We start from the raw sequence: 22,344 nt of genomic DNA, 5'->3' as shown, positions 1-22,344 counted from the left end.
TTGTTAACTAATATTGTTTTTAATCTATTAAGTACATTTTCGCTTCGTAATCACCTTGTAAATAATCTATCCAAGCCAAAACAACTTTCTTTGCTTTATTTTTTTGAATTAAATAATTCGCATACTTTTTTAATTGTTCTTCATTAAAATTTTCCGAAATAAAAAAAGCATTTTCGGTTTTCAATCGATGACGAATACTCACCTCACCCAAACAAATATTTGCTAATGTGTAAACAAAAACTGCTGGACTCGGAAAAATTTCATCCGTAGATTGAATACTTTGTTGATCTTTCAAATCTGATTCTAAACTCGAATTTCGATTTGCAAAAACCAATGCAATATCTTGATTTTCGTTCAATGTATTTTCATCTTTCAATAAAATTTCGGCAGCTAAAAAAGCTAATTCACTCTGATGATCCATTTTATAAAATTTTGGATAATCAATCTCGAAAGATTTGAAGAAATTTTTCGAAAATATACCAAAATCTCCTGAAGAATCTTCAAAATAAAGTTCATCATTCAACCAAACTTGTTCGTTTTTAATCTCAACTTTAGTCATTCTGAACTTTTTTTAGAATAATTACAGCATTACTTCCTCCAAAACCAGATGAAGTTTTCAAAATAATATTGACTTCTTTTTGAAGATTTTCTTTCAAAACATTTAATGGAACTGAAACTCCTAATTCATTGAAATTATGACTTTTCAAAATCAAATTTTCTTGTGATTGCTTCATCGAAATAATCAATTCTAACAATCCAGAAGCGCCTAATGTATGTCCATAAAAAGCTTTAAAACTATTTGTCGGAATCGATTCCATTTGTAAACGATTAAAAGCAATTGCTTCCATTTCATCATTATACAAAGTGGCCGTTCCATGAGCCGAAATATAATCTATTTCATTTGATAAAATATTCGCTTCCTTCATCGCCGACTCTATACTCAACACCAAGCCTTCACCCGTTCGAGATGGTCCAGAAATATGATTTGCATCGTTAATTGAAGCTTCACCCAAAATCTGAAAACTATTCTTTTCTTGATTTTTAGAAAGATAAACACAAACGGCAGCTTCACCTAAATTCACACCTACTCTATCTTTGTCAAATGGTTTACACAACTCAAAATCCATTGCTTGAAATGAATTGAAACCTGTCAAAACAAAATTTGTCAACTCATCCAAAGCCAAAACATATGCATCATCAAACTCATCCATTTCGATGAAACGCTTTGCTATATTAACCGCTAAAACTCCCGAAACACAAGCATTTGAAACAATAATTGGTTCAGTTTTAAATCCAAAATAGTTTGCAATCTTCTTTGCAAAATTTGGAATTGAAGCTTTTTCTAACGAATCAAAAAGTTGATCAATATTACCTTTTGTTGTTGAAATTACAAAAGCAGTTCGTTGTGAAATTTTGGATTTATCAATAATAGATTGAAAAGCTAAAATCCCAAATAATTCTAATCGAGTATAAATCTGATTATCTTCAACTTGCTCTTTTAAATTTAAGAAAATTTCATCATCAATTTTTCCAGCATAAAAATTTTTTAAATGTCCAAAAGAATCAATTTCAGAAACAGCAGAATTTCCTTTCACTAATTCATTCCAATTCGCTTGAATAGAATTTCCGAAAGGCGTTAAAATATTCGCACGATTAATGTAAACTTTTTCCATTACAACAATCCTACTTTTTTCTTCCATTCTTCAAAAAATGGTGGTAATGTTAACATTAAATCTCCTTCGTTGTCTAAAAAAACTTGAATTGTTTCTCCAATACAAACTAACTTTTCATCTTGATTGAAAATCTTGAATTTAAAAATCATTTTTGCTGCCAAAGTATCTTCAAAAGTCGTTTCTATTCTACATATATCACCATATTTCAACGGAAATTTGTGTTCACAAATCGACTTAATAATTGGTGTTACAAATCCACTTTTCTGAATATCCAAATAACTAATCCCAAAATGACGCCCAAAAGCTTCCCTTCCATCTTCAAAATACGTAATATAATTCCCATGCCACACGATTCCCAACGGATCGGTTTCATTAAATCGTACTGCGAAATTGGAATTATGTACTAATGTTTTAATCTTCTCTTCTGAACTTATCATAATATATAGCGGCAAACAAGGTAATAATATAGAACAAAGTTAACAAAATAATATTCGGAACTATCTGAAGAAAAGATTGATTTCTCAGGATTAAACTATAATAGCCATCAAGTGCCCAATTCATCGGTGATATTTTCGCGAAATGTTGCATAAAATCTGACATCGCAAAAACTGGAATCCAAACACCGCCTATTGCAGCTAAAATAACCACCAAAGTCGCTCCAAAAGGTGCAGATTGTTCTTGAGTTTTCGCAATTGTACCAATTAAAAGTCCTAATCCAATTGCTGCTAAAGAAGCGAATACAGTTAATCCGTAAATCGAAAATAATATGCCATCCGTTTTGAAACCTGGTAAATCAATTAATGGAAAAACTAATTTAGCGACACATAAAATCATGGTAAATTGTAGTAAACTTATGATTAAATACGTAATCGTTTTACCTATAATTTGCACAGAATAAGGCATTGGACTTGTTAATAATCGAATGTGTGTTCCTAAACTTTTCTCTTTTACAATATTGATTGACAGCGGAACTACGATAAAAAATATCGCAAATAATGTCCATGCTGGCACATTATGTTGTGTAACATTTGGTTTCAAAACTGATTTAGAATCTTCAGGAACAATCTCTTGAAAATGAATAAACTTCTCATTTTGAAAGCCTAAATCATCAGATCCCATTTCTTGTTGAAATGCTTTGTAAATACTTTTATTCTCGGTATCTGTAATTAATTTATCCAAAACATTCGACACATTTTCTTTGAAAGCCAGCGAAGTCGCGGGATCAAAGTATAATTTAATCGTCTTTGGATTAACTTGTTGATTATATTTCACTTGCGTGCTATCAAAAGCAAATTCGTTCAGAATTTTCTCAACATTTTGATTGATTTTATAATTCAAATCTTTTGACAATCGCGCTGGTATTACAATTCCTACTTGGTATTTACCTTTAAAAACTTCAGTTTTTAGTTCATCTTCCGTTAATTTTTTTCCATTTAATTCAGTTACAATTTTTAAATTTCCTGAATTTGAAATATGTTTTTTTACAAGTGCGGAAATACTATCTTGATCATGATCAATAAATAGCACCGGAATACTCGCTTCTGCAAAAGAATCGTAAGTACTTTTCTGAATTTTAGTCACCGTAATAACCAAAATCAAAGGCATAATAAAAAGAATCACCAATCCGCCAATATCGCGAATGAGTAACAAAATTTCTTTCTTAATACATGCTAAAAGTTGGCTCAACATATCAAGATAATTTAGTTAAATTAACAAAAGCTTCCTCCAAATTATACGCATTTACTTGCTTGATTAATTCTTTCGGTTCAGCTGTTACAATCGATTTTCCTTGATTCATAATCGTAACTTGCGTACAAAAATCTTCGGCTTCTGCCATGTGATGCGATGTGTAAACGATCGACATTCCTTGCTGATGCAATTCTTGTAAATAATCCAATAACGCAATTTTTGATTGAATATCAACGCCAACAGTTGGTTCATCTAAAAAGAGAATTTCTGGCTGATGAAGAATTCCTGCCAATAAATTAATACGACGCTTCATTCCTCCCGAAAAAGAATCAATTTTTATATCTAAAAACTTATTCATTCCTACTTTTTCAGTCAAAAGATGAATCTTTTCGTGTAATTCTTTTGAAGGAACTTTATAAATTTTCCCAAAAAATTCTAAATTTTCTCTTGCCGTCAAAGTTGGATACAATGCATATTCTTGCGGAACAATTCCAATGATTTTCTGAATCTTTTTTAAATCTGTTTTTTGATTTAAATTCTGAATCACAACATTACCAGAAGTTGGTTTAATCAATCCAGAAAGTATCGACATCAAGGTTGTTTTTCCTGCTCCGTTTGGACCAAGTAAACCGTGAATTTCGTTCTGTTTTATCGTCAAAAAAAAATCTTCTAACGCAAAAACATCAGAATTTTTATATTTTTTATATAGTTTTTCAATTTCAATCATCTGTGGCTAAATTGCTTTTCTTAAACGTTTAAAAAACGATTCTTCCAAATCGGCTAATTCCAATAATTGATCCGAAATCACATCGTAAATATCTTGCGAATTGTTCCGTTTTTTATAAACTCTTGATGCATTCAGAGCAAAATCTCGCCATTTATCTCCTATTTCAGATATTTCTAAGGCAAAATCATTCAAATTTGGTTGATTCAATTTTTGCGAAGCTTCTTGTAAAAAAGCAGCATAAATATATCGAAAACCACCACCTCCTGTTCCAATTTCTTCTTGCATTCGAATCATTTGTGCCAGAAAATAATTTGTCTTTGCGTTCCCAATTTTCTTTGGCATTTTTTTGATTCGTTTCGCAACCATTCTAATTCCACGAACACCAACAATCGGAACTGGCGCTAACATTTCGCGACACGTTTTCTTGATTCCTTTTTTGATTGCTTTCTCAAAATCTATATTTTCTGGAATAAATTCAGGATAATATAAATGTCCTTTTGGTGCTAAAACTCCTTTCGAAAAACGAACTTTTTCTAACTCATTTTCAGTCAATTTTGTCGTTTCTTGCATCACAGGATCACTGATTAAATACGTTTGATCTTGCTTTCCGAAAACAACTAAATTATGTCCGTTAAAATGAAATTTATATTCTTCAGGAAAGTATGTCAAATTGTAGACACCAACCTGTAAACCGCAAGGTCGATTGGCTAAAAGTTGCTCATCTAAGAAAGTCTGAGCTGATTTTGTAGAGCGAAATTTATGACGTTTAACCTTTATACCAAGATTCTTAGCTGCACGATTAAAAATCATTCCTGGCATTGGACGATAGCTAATCGCAGGCGCATGATTAACTTTTAAGAAAGGTAAAAACACAAAAAAAAGACCAGAACCAATCCCAAAAATCATCGGTTCTGAAATCTCAATTCCTTTATTTTTTAATAAGTTGGAGGCAACTCCATTTTCGCAATGTGCTGATTGAAAATGTTTAAAATCAGTTATGGTTTCCATCAAAGTTTTTTAATTCATCAACCGAAATTTCAAAAGCTTCGGCATATTTTTTTAGTGTTGATTCTTTTAATTTTGAGAAAACAGTTGGTTTTGCATGTCTTTTGACAAAAATCTTCCAAATTCCGACATAATTAGACAAAATTTCCCAATCCATGCGTTTCAATTCCATGAAATATAAAATTGGACTTGCTTTTCCATCCATTACTTTTTGTCTTGCTTCCTCTGTGCGTTCATCCAAAATTTTTAAAGTTTCGGATTGAACAATATTTTTTGCTTCCCAACCCGCACTCAATGTTTGAGAAAACTCTCCCTGTTCATCAATTGCGTAATAAACTTCGTTGAAATCCTTGAGATGTCCTTTATCTTGTGGTACTTCTGATTGTTTCATTTTTTATGGTTTTGAAGCATTAAATTCATTGTAGCTATCGCAATTACTTCGTCATTCAAGATAACTTTTGCTTGCATCAAACTAATTGTAAATTCATCGTAATCAAAAACTTCTAACAACGTTGCTTTTGTTATAATGGTTTGATTAACTTTTGGTAATTGCATAATTTCGGCTTGTTTAATCGTACTAATAAAGCCGATTACATCGCCTTTGTGTACATCAGAAAAATTGATAAAATAGTTTTGTCCGATAATTGTCGAACAAACTTGCGCCATATTTTCCAATAAACCGACTTCAGTAAAATATTCGTTCTGAATAAATAATTGATCCGATTTTATCGTAAATAAAGCTTCAACATAGGTTTTCTCAATCCAAGAAATCGTGTCTACAAAAAGCATTGGTTCACGATGCGGAAGAAATTGTTGAATATCAATTTGCTGATTTACTTTCATAAAATTATGTTTCTGCAATCACTGTTTTCATCTCTCCTTTTGCAATTACTTCTCCTTCTATCTTTGTTTCAATCGAAACCAAAGTCACTCCCATTACTTCGTGCAAAATAGTTGCTGTTGTTGTTAAATTTTCATTCACTTTTGGCAAACGATTAATCTCTATTGATTTCATCGAGCCAATATATCCAGTTGGAGCCGATTCATTTCGAATATAAAATTGATAACCTGTATACAAAGCAACTGTTTGTGCCATGTGTTCTAAAATTCCAGATTCTATCAATTGATTATTTTTGACAAAAATCGAATCGTTTTTGACCGTTAAGCCTCCAACAACTTTTCCCTCTTCATATTCAAAAATAGCATCTACCATTATAATTGGTTCGCGTTGTGGAATCAATTGTTTGATAAATTCTATCGTATGATTGGGTAATTGTATTTTATTCATTTTTTAAACGACTGTTAAATAAGCGTACGAATACGAAAAACGACCACTTTCTGGTACGCAAAGCATAATACGATCTCCTTTTTTAAGGTTTCCGTCTTGAAAAAGTTCGTCAAGCATCAAAAAAACAGACGCTGAACCCACATTTCCAACTTTGCTTAAATTCATAAACCATTTCTCTAACGGAATATGAATGTCTTTCTTACAAAATTCGTCATATAAACCTTGAACAAAATAATTTGACGACACATGCGGCAATAAATAATCAATTTCATTTGAAGATAATTGATGTTTATCCATTGCAGCTTTCATGCTTTCTACACCTTTTATCAAAATATTATCATTCAGAATTTTGACATCTTGTTTCAATGAAAAAACGGATTCTTTCAACCATTCTTTCGAAGAGAAATCGCTCCAAGGTTTCATTTCTCCATTTGGTAATTTATCACCTCCGGCATACATACACGTTTCCAATTTGTGCGCGTAAGAATAAGATTCCATCCATTCAATTTTAAGCGAAATAGAATCTTCGTTTGGTTGATTTTGCAATAAAAAAGCTGCGGCACCATCCGATAACATCCAACGTAAAAAATCTTTTTTAAATGCTATAATTGGTTGTTCTTCTAATTCTTTCAAATTCTCAAGTTCATGCTCAAATTTTTCAGCTTTCATCTATGTAGAAACTCGCTCAGAACCTGAACAAATTGCATTTTTAGAATTACCCGACTTTACTGAAAGATAGCCAAATTTCAGCGCATTCATTCCCGAATTACAAACTCCCGAAGAAGAATTTAACTCTATCGAAACATTATTTTGCAATAAACCATGCACCATCGCTGCATGAGAAGGCAACAACAAATCTGGCGTTGAAGTCCCACACGACAACACTTCTACCTCATTTTTTGTAAACTGTGCATCAAATAAATTTGTTATTGCATTACTCGTCAATTCGGCATTAGAATGTGTGACATTTCCAGTTTTATCGAGAGCGTAATAACGCGTTTTGATTCCATTATTTCTTAAAACGATTCTACGAGCTTTTGAAGGAATTTGATTAATTTTTCCTAAAAAATCTTCCATTTCATCATTTGAAATTGGTTGATTTGGCAAAAACTTCGACGTTTTCGTTATATATACATTTTGCATATTATTCTATTCCTTGAAAATATTTTACCTGTTTTTTGTATTTAAAATAGTTGAACGGATAAAATATAATATATAACAAATTTACTAGTGGAGATATTATCCAAATAGCTAAAATTAAATAATAATAAAAGAATTTCAAATACTTTTCTCGCTGTATACCTTGTTTAGAATCAATAATTTTAGACCAGACTTTAAACATTCGATTTCCTTTTGTATCCACAGAAACTAAAAAAGGTTTTACCTCAACGGCTCCAGATTGAATTAAGTTTTCTTGTAGATTAGAGTAATTATTATTTTGGATTGAATTTAGAATAATTTTACCAAATCTTCTACTTTCCTGAATAGTTTTTTCACTAATTCCTGGCAAAGGCAATAAATTGAACATTCGTTTTTTAACGCCCGAAAACATCCAATTTACAATTGTCATGGCGCTTACTAAATTTGGCGTATGATCGACCAATGCAATATTTCCAACTAATTTTGCTTGGCGTTCTTTCAAGATTGTTTTGATTTTTTCCTGTGCCAAGAACCACATATTTCGCGAACCACTAATTGTAATTATTTTAGAATTTTCTAAAATTTGTTGTGTTTGTTTATCCCTTAAAAACGAATTTATTGGAATAGATGGCGATAAAAACCAAACTTGATAATACAGTAAAATCAAATCATATTTCTGATTCAAGATTTCTGTCGGAATTGGTTTAATGTTCTTATCTTTTTGAAGAAAACTATCTGGAAAAGCATTAAAAAAAGAATAAAAATCCCACGGAAAAGGAAACTCCTCTTCCATTTCTATTTTGTATTTCGTTAAATTAATATCTTGGTTTTGAACTAAATCATATGTTGTTTGATCGACAATTTCTTTTAACTGTCCTGACTGCGAGTAATAAACAACTAATACTTTGCATTTCATGTAAAGGTTTAGGTTTTTTAGTGGTTTGAAAATTCATATTCTGCTCTAATTTACTTCCAAAAATCGAAATAATTAAACCATTGGTAAGGATATTTTTTTACAATAGTTTCAAGATTGACGCAAAACTCTTTCAAAAGTGCATTTGCATCACGATGTTTGAAATTTGCTTGACGCGCATATAAATGATAATGTAGATTTTTTTCCTTCATAACATACACAAAAGCGACAGGCACTTTCAAGCGAGAAGCAATAGAAAATGGTCCTGCAGGAAAATTTGCTTCTTTTCCAAGAAGAACTTCTGACATCGTTTTATTTCCTTCAAAATAACGATCTCCCGTAAAACAAATTAATTCGTTTCGACTAAGCGCATTATTAATTTCGAAAATATGTGATAAATCTTCTTGAATCAAGATAAACTTTACCGAAGGTTTCATCGAAATACTTTCTAAATATTCTTTGATAACATTTCGTTCTAAATCTGTTGTAACTAAATTGATTTGACAATCAAAATCGATGTCAGCAAAAAAATGTTCAGCTACTTCGAAATTACCAACATGCGCACTAATTAAGATTCCACCTTGTTTTTGACCCAATAGATTTTTCAATAATTCTATTCCATCAAATTCGTACGAATATTTGTTACGCAAACCTGCATTAATTGCTGTTTTATCAATCAAAGTTTGTCCAAAAGTATAGTAACTTTTGTAAACACTTAAAATTGATTTGAGAACCGAAAAATTTAATCGATAACGAAAGTATTCGTAAATAGATTTGTTGCTGCTATAAGTCGTTATAAAATAATAAAAAGCTACAAAAATTAAGACTGAGTAAGCAGCCTTAATTCCGAGCTTTTTCATAACATTGACAAATATTTTGTATCCCAGGACCGTTCCTTTAGAACGACCATCCCATTGTTTCATATCTGTTATTTATTTTCTAACTTTTGTTCTACAATTGCGTAGAAATCTTCAAAAGTTATCATATTTTGAAAATCTTCTTTAATTAATTTCACACCGAAATTAGATTCAATGATTACCACTAAATCAACATAGTCCAAACTATCTAAATCTAAAGATTCTTTAATATTTTTTTCCTCTGAAATCACAGAAGGATCAACCTCAAATTCATCAATTAAGATAGCGTTTAATTTTTCAGCGATTTGACTTTTCACCATATTAGGAGTTAAATTTTTTAATTACTAAGGCAGAATTTGTTCCACCAAATCCAAAAGAATTCGACAAATATACATCAAATTCTTTATTTAAGGTTTCTTTAACAATGTTTAATTTAGCTGAATCTTCGTCTGCTTCTTCGAAATTAATATTTGGTGCAATAAAGTTATTCATCATCATTAAGTTAGAATAAATAATCTCACTTGCTCCTGCCATCCAACATTCGTGTCCCGTCATCGATTTTGTAGAACTTACAAAAGGTTTCGTTTTTCCAAAAACTTGGTCAATCGCTTTTGCTTCGTTTGCATCACCAACTGGCGTAGAAGTCGCATGTGCATTGATATACTGAATTTCATCAGCCGAAATTTTTGCTTGTTTCAGCGCTCTGTTCATCGCAATTGCTGGTCCATCTACATTTGGCGTAGAAATGTGTCCACCGTTTGATGAAAAACCATAACCCAAAACCTCAGCAATAATTGGCGCACCACGTTTTACAGCAGATTCATAACTTTCTAAAATCAATGTTGCTCCACCTCCACTCGGCACCAAACCATCACGGTTTTTGTCGAAAGGACGACAAGCTTTCTCAGGATGCTCTTCATTTTCAGAGAAAACACCCAAACCATCAAAACTTGCCATTGCATATTTATTGATTTCCTGCGCTCCTCCACAAATAATCATCTCTTGCAGACCATCTTTGATCATCATATAACCTAAACCAATCGAATGCGAACCACTCGCACAAGCTGCACTAATTGTAAAATTGATTCCAGTCAACTCAAAAATTGTCGCAAGATTCATCGTTATAGTAGAATTCATTGATTTGAAAATAGCTCCAGAACCAATTAATTCTGTATCTTTTTTCTCGCGAACAATATCTATTGCATCAATAATTGCTTTCGAAACACTATCGTTTCCATATATAATTCCGACCTCGTTAGTCTTGATATATTCTTCCGTCAAATTAGCATTTTTCAATGCTTCTAAAGTTGCCATATACGCAAACTCCGTTTCTTGACCAATTGTAATTCGTTGTCTACGATTCAAAAAAGGTTTCAAATCTGGTGCTGGAACAGTTCCCGTCAAAGCAGATTTAAAGCCAAATTCTTTGCGTTCTTCATCAAAAATAATCCCTGATTTTCCTTGATGTAAAGATTCTGTTACTTCTTCTAATGATGTTCCTAAGCAAGAATAGATACCCATTCCTGTTATTACGACTCTTTGGCTCATTTTATCTAAGAATAAATTCCTCCATTTATATTAATAACTTCTCCCGTGATATAACTCGATTTTTTAGAAACCAAAAAGCTTACTAAATCGGCAACTTCTTCGTCTTTTCCAAAACGATTGGCTGGAATCAGCTTTTTTAATTCTTGTTGATCCAATTCATCTGTCATATCCGTTTCGATAAAACCTGGTGCTACAGCATTCACCGTTACATTACGTTTTGCTATTTCTTGTGCCAATGCTTTCGTCGCTCCTATTACAGCAGCTTTTGCAGCAGAATAATTGGTTTGTCCTGGCGTTCCTTTCAATCCAGAAACAGAAACTATATTAACAATTCTTCCGAATCTATTTCTCAATAATGGATTAATAAAAAAGTGAGTTACATTGTAAAAACCATTCAAGCTCGTATTAATAACATTTGACCAATCATCTTGCGAAATCCACATAAACAAATTGTCTTTCGTAATCACTGCATTGTTAACAATAACTTCTACAATTGCATCTGTATTTTTTTCTGTCCATTCTGTTAAAACTTGTTGTGTTTGATTTGCATCAGCCACATCAAATTTTAAAATTTCTCCTGTACCACCTAATGCTTCCACTTCTTTCAAAGTCTCTAACGCAGCAGCTTCATTCGAATTATAATTTATCAAAAGATGATAATCATGTTCTTCGGCAATTTTCAAACAAATTGCTTTTCCAATTCCACGAGAACCACCTGTTACAATTGCACATTTCATGCTTTATAAAATCTATTTTTTTTTAATCATTAAAAAGTTCAGCATTATCAAACCATTGATCTGCTAATACATTTCCATTCTCATCAAGAAAAGCCCACTTTCCTTGCTTCTTTACTCGAGCTAATTTACCATTGAACCCTTTATCTTTTTGTGAAAATCCGAAACTTACAGAGATGTCATACAAAGCAGGAATGACTAATTTACCTTCTTTATTGACAAATCCCCATTTACTACCTTCTTTTACTGGAGCTAATCCTATTTCACTAAAAACTTCTGCATTATTATATTTTGGTTGAATAACGACTTCTCCTTGTTCATTAATAAATCCCCATTTACCTTTATCTTCAATAGGAGCCAACCCATTAGAAAATGATTTTGCATTAGAAAAAATAGGTGTTATTATCCACTCTCCTTTTTTATTTATAAAACCAAACTTATGATTTTTTCGAGCAAAAGTGTATGAAGCAGAGTTAAAATTCCCAATAAAATCTACTCCTTCTATAGCTATAAATTGATTATTGGAAACAATTCCAAAATCAGCTCCCTTTTTTACCCAAACAACATCTTGATTAAATTCTCCAACNNCATCATCATATTCTAAGTTGACAATCAAATTTCCTTTTGTATCAATTACACCCCACTTTTTGTTCAATGCTACTTTCGCATATCCATTTATAAAAGTTCTAATAACATGATATGTTGGCTCAACAAGTACATTTCCATTATAGTCAATTAAACCGACCAAATCTCCTTTTCGGATAAATGCAACACCTTCATTAAAATCATATACTTTATCAGTTAAAGGATAATTTTGTTGTTCACCTTTTGTATTAACGTATCTCCATTTTTTATCAATCTCAACCATTGCTATTCCTGAATTAAACTTCTTTGCATTGGAATATTGAGGCTCTATTACCCACTGATTTTCTTTATTAATAAATCCCCAAAAATTTCCTTTTTTAATTGCAGCAAGTCCTTCTGAAAAATCCTTTGCATCAGAATATTGAGGTTCTATTAAATATTGTCCATTTTCACCAATAAATCCAATTTTATTTTTTGTTTTTACTAATGCTAATTTCTGTGCAGATAATATTTCAAAAAAGACAGTTAAAAATGATAATAAAAGATATTTTCTCATCAATATATTTTTAAAATTTCAGTAAATAATTTTTCACTTCCTTAAGATAAGGATAAATCACCTCATCTTCTTTAAACGCAGGAACAATTTTACGAATCGAATCATAAAAAGCTTTTCCTTTCGAAGATAATTTATCTTGTATTTGTAAAAATTCTATCGCTTGCGTTACAGCCAAACTCTGAACCGTCAACACTTCGAACGTATTATCAATCACTTTTGCACAAATCGTCGCTGCATTTGTCCCCATACTCACAATATCTTGATTATCGTTATTGTTTGGAATACTATGCACATACATCGACGTAGAAAGTGTTTGATTTTCTGCCGTTGTAGAAGTCGCCGTAAATTGAGCAGCTTGCAAACCAAAGTTAAAACCAAGCGTTCCCAAATTAACGAAAGGAGGTAAAATATTATTGATTTTTGGATTAACTAAATAGTTTAATTGACGTTCACTTAGCATTGATAGACGCGTAACAGCTAATTTTAATTTATCCAATTCTAATGAAACATAATCGCCATGAAAATTTCCACCATGATGAACAGTTTGATTTTCTACATCGATAATTGGATTATCACTTGCCGAATTTATTTCATTTTCTAACACTTCTTTCGCGGCATTCCATGTATCATAAATTGGTCCTAAAATCTGAGGAACACAACGCAACGAATAATATTCTTGTACTTTTTCTTCAAAAATTTTCTCGGTACGCTCTTGATATAGTTCATCAGCACGTTTTTTGACTAATTTACTGTCATTCAAAAAATCGGTCATTTTATTCGCTATATAACGTTGACCAGCATGTTGTTTAGCTTCATTCAATGGTTTTGAATAATGATCATCAAAAGATTGAACAATCTCATTCATCATCGAGCTTAACGTAATCGAAAGATTAATTAATTGATTTACTTTTATCAAATTAACCATTCCAATTCCCGTCATTACCGAAGTTCCATTCATAATTGATAAACCTTCGCGAATATGAACTTCTATTGGTTGAAGATTTTCAAGTTCAAAAACTTCTTTCGTCGATTTGATTTCTCCTTGATAAAAAACTTCACCTTCTCCAATTAATGTCAAAGCTAAATGCGCCAATTGAACCAAATCTCCACTCGCTCCTACACTTCCATGTTGATAAATAACAGGTAAAATATCACGGTTCACTAATTCTTGCATCAATACTAAAACTGAAGGATGTATCCCAGAATATCCCAATGAAAGCGTATTAAAACGTGCAATAACCGCAGCTTTTGTTTGATCTAACGTCAACGGTTCTCCAATTCCTGTACAGTGACTTCTGATTAAATTATATTGAAGCTGAATTGTATTTTCATCCTCAATACGATATTGTGCCATTGGTCCAAAACCTGTATTTACGCCGTAAATTATTTTATTTTTTGAAAATTCTTTCAGGAATTTAAAACTATTCTCCACACGATCAAATGTTGATTTATCGAGCAATAATTTTTTATTCTCAAAAAGTATGTTTTCTATAGTGTCAATTGTTAATTTTGTCATGTTATTGATTAGGTAAAAGATTTATCGATTTTGGTTATTTACTCCCTCAATCAGTTGCAAAAATAATTAAAAAACTATACAAAAAGTCATGATTGAAAATACAGATGTTTTAATCATCGGTGCAGGACCTTCGGGATCGGTTGCAGCAGCCTATTTAAGAGAAAAAAACATTAAAGTTATTGTTTTAGAAAAAACTCAATTTCCGAGAATTGTTGTAGGTGAAAGTTTAATCCCTCGCTCTATGGATCATTTCGAAGAAGCTGGATTGTTACCATATTTAGAGAAACAAAATTTCGAAGTAAAACCTGGTGCGAGATTTATTCGAGGTGAACAGATTTGTATTTTCGATTTCAGTAAAAAATTTGGTAAAGGAAAAGATTGGACTTGGCAAGTTCCACGCGCTGATTTTGACATGACTTTAGCTGATGCAATTATAGACAAAGGTGCTGATTTACGTTTTAATGAAGAGGTAATTAATGTTCAATTTGAAGGAAAAAACTCGATTACAACTGTTAAAAAACAAAATGGAGAAACTTATCAAATCAATGCAAAATTTTTAATTGATGCGAGTGGATATGGTCGTGTTTTACCACGATTATTAAATATTGATAGCCCATCAAAACTAAATCCTCATTCAGCAATTTTCACGCATATTGATGATGTTCGTCGCCCTAAAGGTCGAGAGGGAACGCAGATTTCATTTGATATTATCGAAACAAAAGTTTGGTTGTGGGTAATTCCTTTTTCGAATGGAAAAACAAGTGTCGGAATCGTTGGCCCAACAGATTATATTAATCAATTATCAACCAATCAAGATACAACGGAAGCTTTGCAAAATGCAATTCAAAAATCCGATTTTTACGTCAATCGCTTTGGTAATTTACCATTTGAATTTAATCCAATTTGGTTAAAAAATTATTCTGCTGCGGTAACTAAAATGTTTGGCGATGGTTATGTTTTAACAGGAAATAGTACCGAGTTTTTAGATCCTGTTTTCTCTTCTGGCGTTTGTTTCGCAACAGAAAGTGGTTTGAAAGCTGCGAAACTTGCTATTAAAGAAATAAATGGTGAAAAAGTTGATTGGCAAACCGATTACGAAGATTATATGAAAGAAGGAATCGATGTTTTTACCACTTATGTACAAGAATGGTATACCGGAAATTTGCAAGAATTATTTTTCCATCAACCTGAAAATCCTGATGTCAAAGAAAAAATTTGTGCTGTTTTAGCAGGATATGTTTGGAACAAAGAAAATCCATTTGTTAAAAAACATTATAGCGTCATCCGGAATATGGCGCATCTGATTCGAATGGTTAAAGAAACAGAATAAATGAAAAGTCAACAATATGTTGGCTTTTTTGTTTTTAATTCAGATAGATTCTCTATTTTTGAGTAATCCAATACTTTAAAACGTATGCAATTTCAAGCTATTGATACAGTTGAATCAATTTCGAAAGAAGATTTTATCAAAAATTATCTCAAAAAAAGAAAACCTTTGTTATTGAAAGGTTATGCGAAGAATTGGAAGGATTTTGACAAATGGAATCTCGATTATATCAAAGAAAAAGCTGGAGAACAAATTGTGCCTTTATATGACAGCAAACCTGCTGATGCTAACAAAAGCTCGGATACTCCTGCAACGCATATGAAGTTTAATGAGTATGTGGATTTAATCAAAAAAGAGCCCTCTGATTTAAGAATTTTCTTTTTTATTATCAAAGATAAAATTCCCGAATTACTCAAAAATTTTACTTACCCTGATCTTGGTTTAAAGTATTTTGAGCGTTTACCTACTCTTTTTTTTGGAGGAAGTGAAGCAAAAGTTTTGATGCATTATGATGTAGATATGACCGATTTTATTCATTTTCAATTTCAAGGAGATAAACAAATTTTATTGTTTGATCCAAAACAATCCAAAGCTTTATATAAAGTACCACTTTCGGTACATACCATTTACGAAATCGATTATGATCATCCCGATTACGAAAAATTCCCTGCTTTAAAACACGCAAAAGGTTTTGATTTTGTCATGAATCACGGTGATGCGCTATTTATCCCGCGTGGTTATTGGCATTATAATCGCTATTTAGAAGCAGGATTCTCAATGTCTTTACGTGCTTTTCCTAATGAGTTTTTCCAAGTAATGAATACAGTTTATCATGTTTTTATTATGCGTTACACCGATAAATTAATGCGTAAACTATTTCAAGGAAAATGGATTAACTTCAAAGAAAAATGGGCGATAAAGAAAAGTCATAAGTATTATGGGATAGAGAAATAAGATTTTTAAAAAATTATTAAAATAAAAAAATCCGTTCGATAATCGAACGGATTTTATATTTTTCCTAAAAAAGCAGTTTTTAGTAAGCAGCGTCTTTGATACGAGCTTTTTTACCACGTAATGCTCTGAAGTAGAAGATACGAGCTCTACGAACTTTACCTTTTTTGTTTACTTCAATTTTTTGTAACGCTGGCATGTTAACTGGGAAGATACGCTCTACACCAACATCTCCAGACATTTTACGGATTGTGAAAGTTTCTGTAGTTCCTTGTCCTCTTCTTTGGATAACAACCCCTTTAAAGAACTGAACACGAGTTTTTCCACCCTCTGTAATTTCTTGATAAACTGTAATAGTATCACCTGCTGCGAAAGCTGGGAACTCTTTTTTAGCTACGTATTTCTCTTGTACGTATTTTACTAAATTTTCCATTATTATAATTTCAATTTATTAGAATTGAGCAACTTAAACGTCTTTCGTCAGAGGTTGAACAATGTGGGTGCAAAATTAATCAAAAATCTTGATTATACAAATGATTCTCTTTCTTTTATGAATGAATTTTTACTAATTCATTTTCAAAAGTTTTATTTTCTAATTTAGCAATGATTGATTTCATCGCTAAAAGTCGAGCAGCTTTTTTATCATCTGTCACAATTTCTAGCCAAGACGAACTTTCTGTTCCTGTTTGTTGAAACATTTTATCGATATAATTGGTATAAATGTCCCATAACTCTTGTGCCTTTTGATCCAATGCTCCTAATTTCCACTGTTTCATTTCGTCATCTTTTCGCTCTTGTAATCGTTCTGCTTGTTCTTCCTTCGAAATTGAAAGAAAAATTTTAATCAGAATAATTCCATCATCTTGCAAAAGCTTCTCTACTTCTACAACTTGTTTCATGAATTTTGAATGTTGATCTTCTGTACAAAATCCAAAAACTGGCTCGACAACCGCTCTATTGTACCAAGAACGATCAAAAAAAACGATTTCTCCTGCATTTGGTAATTCTTTAAAATATCGTTGAAAATACCATTGTCCTTGTTCTATTTCGGTCGGCTTTGGTAATGCTTCAACACGATATTTTTTTGGATTTAGAAATTCTGTTATTCTCGAAATTGTTCCTCCTTTTCCAGCCGCATCTCGACCTTCGAAAATAATTAATACACGTTTATTCTCCTGAATAACTTTAGATTGTATTTCTAACAATTTTTCTTGAAGTTCCTTCAGTTCTTTCTCATAAGCAAGTTGTTCTTTGAACTTCTTTTCTTTTATAATATCATGTTTAACCAAAAAATCAATGATTTCTTGCTTATTATTTATTTTTTCTAAATCGTTTAAATCAAATTCGGCCATAATTATAGATTTGATGATTAATTTTCTTCTTCTAAGTTTTGATGTTTCAAAATACGTTTATTTTTATCTTCATAAGGTATTTTAGACAAAATATATTCCATCGATTCTACTCTAGCTTTGTACTTTTTGTTGGCATCAATGATTTTCCAAGGAGCAACATCTGTATTTGTTTTCTCAAACATTACATCTTTATAAGCGGAATAAACATCAAATAAATCTTGCGCTTTTTGATCAACAGAACTATACTTCCATCGTTTGGTTGGTGAATTTACAATATCTGCAAAACGTTTTGCTTGTTGTTCTTTTGTAATCGAAAAATAAATTTTAATCAAATATATTGCTGAATTAATCCACATTTTTTCGACATCATTCACTTCGTTCATAAACGTTTCGTATTCGTCATTAGAACAAAAACCATTAACAGGTTCTACAACAGCACGATTATACCAAGAACGATCAAAAAAGACTATTTCTCCTTCACGAGGAAGTTGACGAACATAACGTTGAAAATACCATTGTCCACGTTCTACTTCATTAGGCTTTGGAAGTGCTATAATTCTATGCTCACGAGGGTTTAAATGTTCTACAATTCGACGAATTGCGCCACCTTTTCCAGCTGCATCTCGGCCTTCAAAAACAATCACTACTTTCCGTTTATTTTCGGCTACCCAAGTTTGTAATTTTATCAATTCTTCTTGTAATTGCTCTATCCTATTTTCATATTTTACAGTACGCAAGGCTTTCGCAAAATTCAATTTCCCATGATCAGATTGCAAAAGTCCAACAAGACCTTTTTTTGTTTCGATTAATTTTAAATCTTTCGGTTTTAACTCCATTTTCTTACTATCTAAAATTAATGATTTAGTTCTTTTACCATTCGATAATAACGCTCAATCACATTTGGATCCACCATCAAATTTACTTCAGCATCCTCTTTTCCTTTATAATTAAACAAAGAAAGCACATAACGAATAGCTTCTAATCTTGCAGTATTTTTATCATTTGCATTGACAATAATCCAAGGCGAAAAAGAGTTGTGCGTACGCGTAAACATTTGATTGATATAATGCGAAAATTCGTCCCAAAGTTCCTGTCCTTTAGCATCAACTGGACTATATTTCCATTTTTTAAGCGGATTATTTAACCTCGAATCAAAACGTGCTTGCTGCTCCTCTTTCGTCACAGAAAACCACAATTTGATAATATATGTCCCTGATTCGTACAACATATGTTCAAATTCCGAAACTTGCACCATAAATTGCTCATATTGTTGCTCTGTACAAAACCCCATAACTGGCTCTACAACCGCCCTGTTGTACCAACTTCTATCAAAAAAAACAATTTCCCCAGCATTTGGTAATTCTTTGATATAACGATTGAAGTACCATTGATTTTGCTCGACTTCTGTAGGTTTATTCAATGCAACAACACGCATAGAACGCGGATTAAGATGCTCGCGAAAACGGCGAATTGTTCCTCCTTTTCCTGAAGCATCTCGCCCTTCGAAAATGATTGCAACTTTTTTCTTTTCTGTCGAAATCCAATTTTGAAGATTTACTAATTCTGATTGCAGTTTTAGTAACTCATTTTCGTATTCAAACTTCTTTATCACATTTTTATAGAGAGGATTTTCTTCTTGATTTTCAACTAAAAAATGCATTAGTTCTTCGGTTGTTGTAAAATCTAAAATCTTACTTTTTTTCATAAATATTTATAGATTGTAAAATCTTTTTTAAGGTAAAAATTTTACAGAACATAAAAGTGAAGATTATGATAAATCTTTCTTTTAAAATCATAAATTTTATCATATTCAACCTCAATCAATTTGGTTAAATTTGTCAATAAATTAGTTTTTTGCGCATACTATTTTTCATATCACTCATATTTTCTATCGCATTTCGTCCTTTAATGCCGATGATAGATTATGTTTTGAATTATAAAGAAATCGCAAATAAACTTTGTGAAAATCGAGAAAAACCTGAATTACTTTGTAATGGTTTTTGCTATTTGAAAGATGAAATTTCGAAAAGTGAAAAGAATCAGTCAGAAAATCATTTTGTCAAAAATTCGGTCAAAATTTTAGATGCGATTGTTCCTCAAAAACAAATTATTTCTCCAAAAAAATATTTTACGCAAAAAAATAAATTATCAACTGATTATTATCTAGATATTAATTCTGATTATATTATTCGTTTAGTTTTTCATCCGCCAATTGTTTAGTTTTTATTTCTAGATTTCGATGAAAAAAACCGTCAATTCGAATAAAATTCATCTTAATTCTCGATACAATTTTTAGAAATACTTGTACTTAGTTTATCGAAGTAATATTTCTAAAAATCACTCGAATTGACGAATTTTAATTTAATTAAAAACAAATAAACAATTTAAAATGAAAAACTTAAAAAATATATTCACTTTAATCGTAGTAGGGTTTGCATTATTTTCTTGTAACAAAGAGCAACCAAAACAAGAGAATTTTGAAGTAAAACATGTTTCTCACGAAGAAATGAAAGCAGCAACTAAATTGGATGTTGCGGTTGTGAACGAAGTTGATCCAATTTGCGGAATGAAAACTGCGGAACATTTGAGTGATACAGCTAATTACCAAGGAAAAACGTATGGTTTTTGTTCGACAATGTGCAAAGAAGAATTTCTAAAAAATCCAGAAAAACATATTCATGAATAAACAATTAATAGCCGTTATTGTTATTATTTTAGGCGTTATTGGAACTGTTTTTTGGTTAAAAAATAAGCCAAAAGACGAACTTTACACCGTAATGAAAGTTCCAGAATTTTCGATGACGAATCAAAATAATCAAACGATTACAAATCGTGATATGTTAGGAAAAGTGTACGTTGTAGAATTTTTCTTTACAAGTTGTCCAACGATTTGTCCTGTGATGAGCCATAATTTACGTTCGATAGAAGATGAAATAAATGATGCAAACCTTGGTTTTATTTCGGTTACGATTGATCCAAAACGAGATACACCTGCTCGATTGTTAGAATATGCAAAACAAATTGGTGTAAAATCTCCGAATTGGCATTATTTAACTTCGAATCGAGAAAATATTGAACAACTTTCGGATAAATTCAATATTTATGTTGGAAAAGATGAAACAACTGCCGAAGGTCTAAATCATAGTGGAAAACTTGCATTGGTTGATAAACAAGGAAATATCAGAAGTCGATATGATAAAATGGGTGTTCCAATGTTGTTTTATTCGGGACTGAATTATAAAGACCCTGAAGGAAAAGAACCTTCTCTTGGTGGAAAATACCATCCTGAAATAGAATTTTTAAAAGAAGATATTAAAAAACTTCTTGCAGAATAAAATTTAAAACCCTCCTAAAATGGAGGGTTTTGTTTTAATTATAATTTTCTAAATCACAGCAAACTCATCCTCTATTTCAGCTTTCAAAAATGATTTGTATTCATTTTGATAAGCTTCAATCCGCTCTAGCGTTGCATTTTTCTCGATATCATGAAAGTGGAAACTATTCAATCTTGTCATTCCTGTAAATTCATTCATTTTATGAAATCCAAATAAAACACCTTCATCAACAGATTTTTGCTCAAAAAATTCACCTTCTAACGTAAAAGCTTCTTCTGGCGCGTTCCAAGTACTTGTTACCATATATTTTTTTCCGTGCATCAATCCACCTTTTCCGTAATTAATTGCAGGATTTTTTCGTGAACGGCCATCACTTGCGTACATTCCATTATTGTGTCCTGCTGTAAAAACATCATCTATGTAAAACTTTAATCGAAAAGGAACTTGAAACCACCAAATTGGCACATGATAAATAATCAAATCTGCCCATTTAAAATTCTCAACTTCTTCTTTTGGGTCAAATTCATCATTAATATCTGTTATTCGAATATTTAATCCTAAATCTTTTAAAACTTCTTTTGACCAAGTTGTAATAGAATGATTTAGCTTTCCGCCTGAATGTGCATATTTAAGACCGCCGTTTATGATAAAAACATTTTTCATTGTATTTTCTTTTTTGATAAGACAAAATTCCGACAAGTTTTTCTATTATTAAAATAACTCAAATTATATATTTGTATCATAATTATTATAGAATGAGAAAACAATATCATTTTAGAACAATTGATAACAAATTATATGCGTGGGATGTAGACAATCTAATTTCTCTAACAAAGGAATTAGAAATCGAAAATATTGATTTGACTAAAATAAAAGAGTTTGAAGAAACCTATTGGTATAATGAAGAAGGAGATTCTCCGACATGTCGTTCTATCACACAACATATAAAATTGGTTAATGATTCAGACTTAAATTATCCAATAATTATTTGTCCTGATGGAAAATTGATGGACGGAATGCATCATGTTGTAAAAGCAAATTTATTGGATTTGAAAACAATAAAAGCGTATCGACTTTCGACCTTACCAAACCCCGATTATATTGATGTAGATCCTGACGATTTACCTTATGATGAAAATTAAAATTTA

Annotated in this window: 27 protein-coding genes and 1 pseudogene; 6 read left to right on the top strand and 22 right to left on the bottom strand. The window is 31.4% G+C overall.

The genetic code is table 11. The features are described 5' to 3' along the window. Window positions 1-19 precede the first annotated feature (19 nt). The 17 genes and pseudogenes from B4H69_RS08100 to B4H69_RS08020 form a co-directional block, all read right to left on the bottom strand. Window positions 20-559, bottom strand: a complete 540-nt coding sequence (locus B4H69_RS08100; protein ID WP_180904816.1) for a 3-oxoacyl-ACP synthase — start codon at window positions 557-559, stop codon at window positions 20-22. Next, complete coding sequence (locus B4H69_RS08095; RefSeq protein WP_291093438.1) at window positions 552-1,673, bottom strand: beta-ketoacyl-[acyl-carrier-protein] synthase family protein; 1,122 nt, start codon at window positions 1,671-1,673, stop codon at window positions 552-554. The genes B4H69_RS08100 and B4H69_RS08095 overlap by 8 nt, the downstream gene beginning before the upstream one ends. Next, complete coding sequence (locus B4H69_RS08090) at window positions 1,673-2,110, bottom strand: acyl-CoA thioesterase (RefSeq protein ID WP_180904818.1); 438 nt, start codon at window positions 2,108-2,110, stop codon at window positions 1,673-1,675. The genes B4H69_RS08095 and B4H69_RS08090 overlap by 1 nt, the downstream gene beginning before the upstream one ends. Beyond that, the gene (locus B4H69_RS08085) at window positions 2,085-3,362 is read right to left on the bottom strand and encodes an ABC transporter permease (RefSeq protein WP_280045355.1); all 1,278 of its coding nucleotides are present in this window, start codon (window positions 3,360-3,362) and stop codon (window positions 2,085-2,087) included. Before B4H69_RS08085 ends, B4H69_RS08090 begins: the two co-directional genes overlap by 26 nt. A 1-nt stretch (window position 3,363) precedes the next feature. Then, a complete protein-coding gene (locus B4H69_RS08080) occupies window positions 3,364-4,089 on the bottom strand; it encodes an ABC transporter ATP-binding protein (RefSeq protein WP_180904820.1) in 726 nt (241 codons plus the stop codon). Window positions 4,090-4,095: 6 nt separating this feature from the next. Then, window positions 4,096-5,097 (bottom strand): BtrH N-terminal domain-containing protein, encoded by a 1,002-nt coding sequence (locus B4H69_RS08075; protein ID WP_180904821.1) that lies wholly within the window; start codon window positions 5,095-5,097, stop codon window positions 4,096-4,098. Next, window positions 5,081-5,485, bottom strand: coding sequence for a hypothetical protein (locus tag B4H69_RS08070; RefSeq protein ID WP_180904822.1), 405 nt, complete (start codon window positions 5,483-5,485; stop codon window positions 5,081-5,083). Before B4H69_RS08070 ends, B4H69_RS08075 begins: the two co-directional genes overlap by 17 nt. Continuing rightward, on the bottom strand, window positions 5,482-5,937 hold the full coding sequence (locus tag B4H69_RS08065; RefSeq protein ID WP_180904823.1) for an ABC transporter permease: 456 nt from the start codon (window positions 5,935-5,937) through the stop codon (window positions 5,482-5,484). The genes B4H69_RS08070 and B4H69_RS08065 overlap by 4 nt, the downstream gene beginning before the upstream one ends. Before the next feature lie 4 nt (window positions 5,938-5,941). Further along, a complete protein-coding gene (locus B4H69_RS08060; RefSeq protein WP_180904824.1) occupies window positions 5,942-6,382 on the bottom strand; it encodes a hypothetical protein in 441 nt (146 codons plus the stop codon). Window positions 6,383-6,385: 3 nt separating this feature from the next. Next, window positions 6,386-7,525: pseudogene (locus tag B4H69_RS08055) on the bottom strand (beta-ketoacyl-ACP synthase III). Window position 7,526: 1 nt separating this feature from the next. Then, the gene (locus B4H69_RS08050) at window positions 7,527-8,438 is read right to left on the bottom strand and encodes a dialkylrecorsinol condensing enzyme DarA (protein WP_180904825.1); all 912 of its coding nucleotides are present in this window, start codon (window positions 8,436-8,438) and stop codon (window positions 7,527-7,529) included. A 50-nt stretch (window positions 8,439-8,488) separates the two neighbouring features. Then, complete coding sequence (locus tag B4H69_RS08045) at window positions 8,489-9,358, bottom strand: lipid A biosynthesis acyltransferase (protein ID WP_180904826.1); 870 nt, start codon at window positions 9,356-9,358, stop codon at window positions 8,489-8,491. Window positions 9,359-9,363: 5 nt separating this feature from the next. Further along, window positions 9,364-9,612, bottom strand: coding sequence for a phosphopantetheine-binding protein (locus tag B4H69_RS08040; protein WP_114999643.1), 249 nt, complete (start codon window positions 9,610-9,612; stop codon window positions 9,364-9,366). Between the two features lies 1 nt (window position 9,613). Then, window positions 9,614-10,840, bottom strand: a complete 1,227-nt coding sequence (locus B4H69_RS08035) for a beta-ketoacyl-[acyl-carrier-protein] synthase family protein (protein ID WP_180904827.1) — start codon at window positions 10,838-10,840, stop codon at window positions 9,614-9,616. A 5-nt stretch (window positions 10,841-10,845) separates the two neighbouring features. After that, window positions 10,846-11,577, bottom strand: coding sequence for a 3-oxoacyl-ACP reductase FabG (fabG, locus tag B4H69_RS08030; RefSeq protein ID WP_291093429.1), 732 nt, complete (start codon window positions 11,575-11,577; stop codon window positions 10,846-10,848). A 22-nt stretch (window positions 11,578-11,599) separates the two neighbouring features. Then, window positions 11,600-12,715: a WG repeat-containing protein gene (locus B4H69_RS08025; protein ID WP_291093427.1), complete on the bottom strand. Its 1,116-nt coding sequence runs from the start codon at window positions 12,713-12,715 to the stop codon at window positions 11,600-11,602. A gap of 10 nt (window positions 12,716-12,725) precedes the next feature. After that, window positions 12,726-14,231: an HAL/PAL/TAL family ammonia-lyase gene (locus tag B4H69_RS08020; RefSeq protein ID WP_180904830.1), complete on the bottom strand. Its 1,506-nt coding sequence runs from the start codon at window positions 14,229-14,231 to the stop codon at window positions 12,726-12,728. Between the two features lie 88 nt (window positions 14,232-14,319). Here B4H69_RS08020 and B4H69_RS08015 point away from each other — a divergent pair, with 88 nt between their 5' ends. After that, a complete protein-coding gene (locus B4H69_RS08015) occupies window positions 14,320-15,561 on the top strand; it encodes an NAD(P)/FAD-dependent oxidoreductase (RefSeq protein ID WP_180904831.1) in 1,242 nt (413 codons plus the stop codon). 84 nt (window positions 15,562-15,645) lie between these two features. Then, complete coding sequence (locus B4H69_RS08010) at window positions 15,646-16,512, top strand: cupin-like domain-containing protein (protein ID WP_180904832.1); 867 nt, start codon at window positions 15,646-15,648, stop codon at window positions 16,510-16,512. A 79-nt stretch (window positions 16,513-16,591) separates the two neighbouring features. Here B4H69_RS08010 and rplS read toward each other — a convergent pair whose 3' ends face one another. The 4 genes from rplS to ppk2 (B4H69_RS07990) all read right to left on the bottom strand — a co-directional run bounded on the left by rplS (window position 16,592) and on the right by ppk2 (B4H69_RS07990) (window position 19,521). After that, on the bottom strand, window positions 16,592-16,942 hold the full coding sequence (gene rplS / locus B4H69_RS08005) for a 50S ribosomal protein L19 (RefSeq protein WP_019975296.1): 351 nt from the start codon (window positions 16,940-16,942) through the stop codon (window positions 16,592-16,594). 115 nt (window positions 16,943-17,057) lie between these two features. Beyond that, window positions 17,058-17,861, bottom strand: a complete 804-nt coding sequence (gene ppk2, locus B4H69_RS08000) for a polyphosphate kinase 2 (protein ID WP_180904834.1) — start codon at window positions 17,859-17,861, stop codon at window positions 17,058-17,060. A 17-nt stretch (window positions 17,862-17,878) separates the two neighbouring features. Then, on the bottom strand, window positions 17,879-18,697 hold the full coding sequence (gene ppk2, locus B4H69_RS07995) for a polyphosphate kinase 2 (protein WP_180904835.1): 819 nt from the start codon (window positions 18,695-18,697) through the stop codon (window positions 17,879-17,881). A gap of 17 nt (window positions 18,698-18,714) precedes the next feature. Further along, window positions 18,715-19,521, bottom strand: a complete 807-nt coding sequence (ppk2, locus tag B4H69_RS07990) for a polyphosphate kinase 2 (RefSeq protein WP_375730949.1) — start codon at window positions 19,519-19,521, stop codon at window positions 18,715-18,717. A gap of 254 nt (window positions 19,522-19,775) precedes the next feature. Here ppk2 (B4H69_RS07990) and B4H69_RS07985 point away from each other — a divergent pair, with 254 nt between their 5' ends. The 3 genes from B4H69_RS07985 (at window position 19,776) to B4H69_RS07975 (ending at window position 21,196) form a co-directional block, all read left to right on the top strand. Then, entirely contained in the window at window positions 19,776-20,081 is a 306-nt protein-coding gene (locus tag B4H69_RS07985; RefSeq protein ID WP_180904836.1) for a hypothetical protein, read from the top strand. Between the two features lie 169 nt (window positions 20,082-20,250). Beyond that, window positions 20,251-20,547, top strand: coding sequence for a YHS domain-containing protein (locus B4H69_RS07980; protein WP_180904837.1), 297 nt, complete (start codon window positions 20,251-20,253; stop codon window positions 20,545-20,547). Continuing rightward, window positions 20,540-21,196, top strand: coding sequence for an SCO family protein (locus B4H69_RS07975; RefSeq protein ID WP_180904838.1), 657 nt, complete (start codon window positions 20,540-20,542; stop codon window positions 21,194-21,196). Before B4H69_RS07980 ends, B4H69_RS07975 begins: the two co-directional genes overlap by 8 nt. 48 nt (window positions 21,197-21,244) lie before the next feature. Here the strand turns inward: B4H69_RS07975 and B4H69_RS07970 are convergent, their stop codons facing one another. Beyond that, window positions 21,245-21,859: an NAD(P)H-dependent oxidoreductase gene (locus tag B4H69_RS07970; protein ID WP_180904839.1), complete on the bottom strand. Its 615-nt coding sequence runs from the start codon at window positions 21,857-21,859 to the stop codon at window positions 21,245-21,247. Window positions 21,860-21,951: 92 nt separating this feature from the next. Between B4H69_RS07970 and B4H69_RS07965 the strand changes: the two genes are divergently transcribed. Then, on the top strand, window positions 21,952-22,338 hold the full coding sequence (locus tag B4H69_RS07965; RefSeq protein WP_280045352.1) for a hypothetical protein: 387 nt from the start codon (window positions 21,952-21,954) through the stop codon (window positions 22,336-22,338). Window positions 22,339-22,344: the final 6 nt, after the last annotated feature.

Source organism: Empedobacter sp. UBA6745 (genome assembly GCF_002453775.1).
GTDB classification, from domain to species: domain Bacteria; phylum Bacteroidota; class Bacteroidia; order Flavobacteriales; family Weeksellaceae; genus Empedobacter; species Empedobacter falsenii_C.
This window is presented reverse-complemented; position numbering and strand designations above follow the sequence as displayed.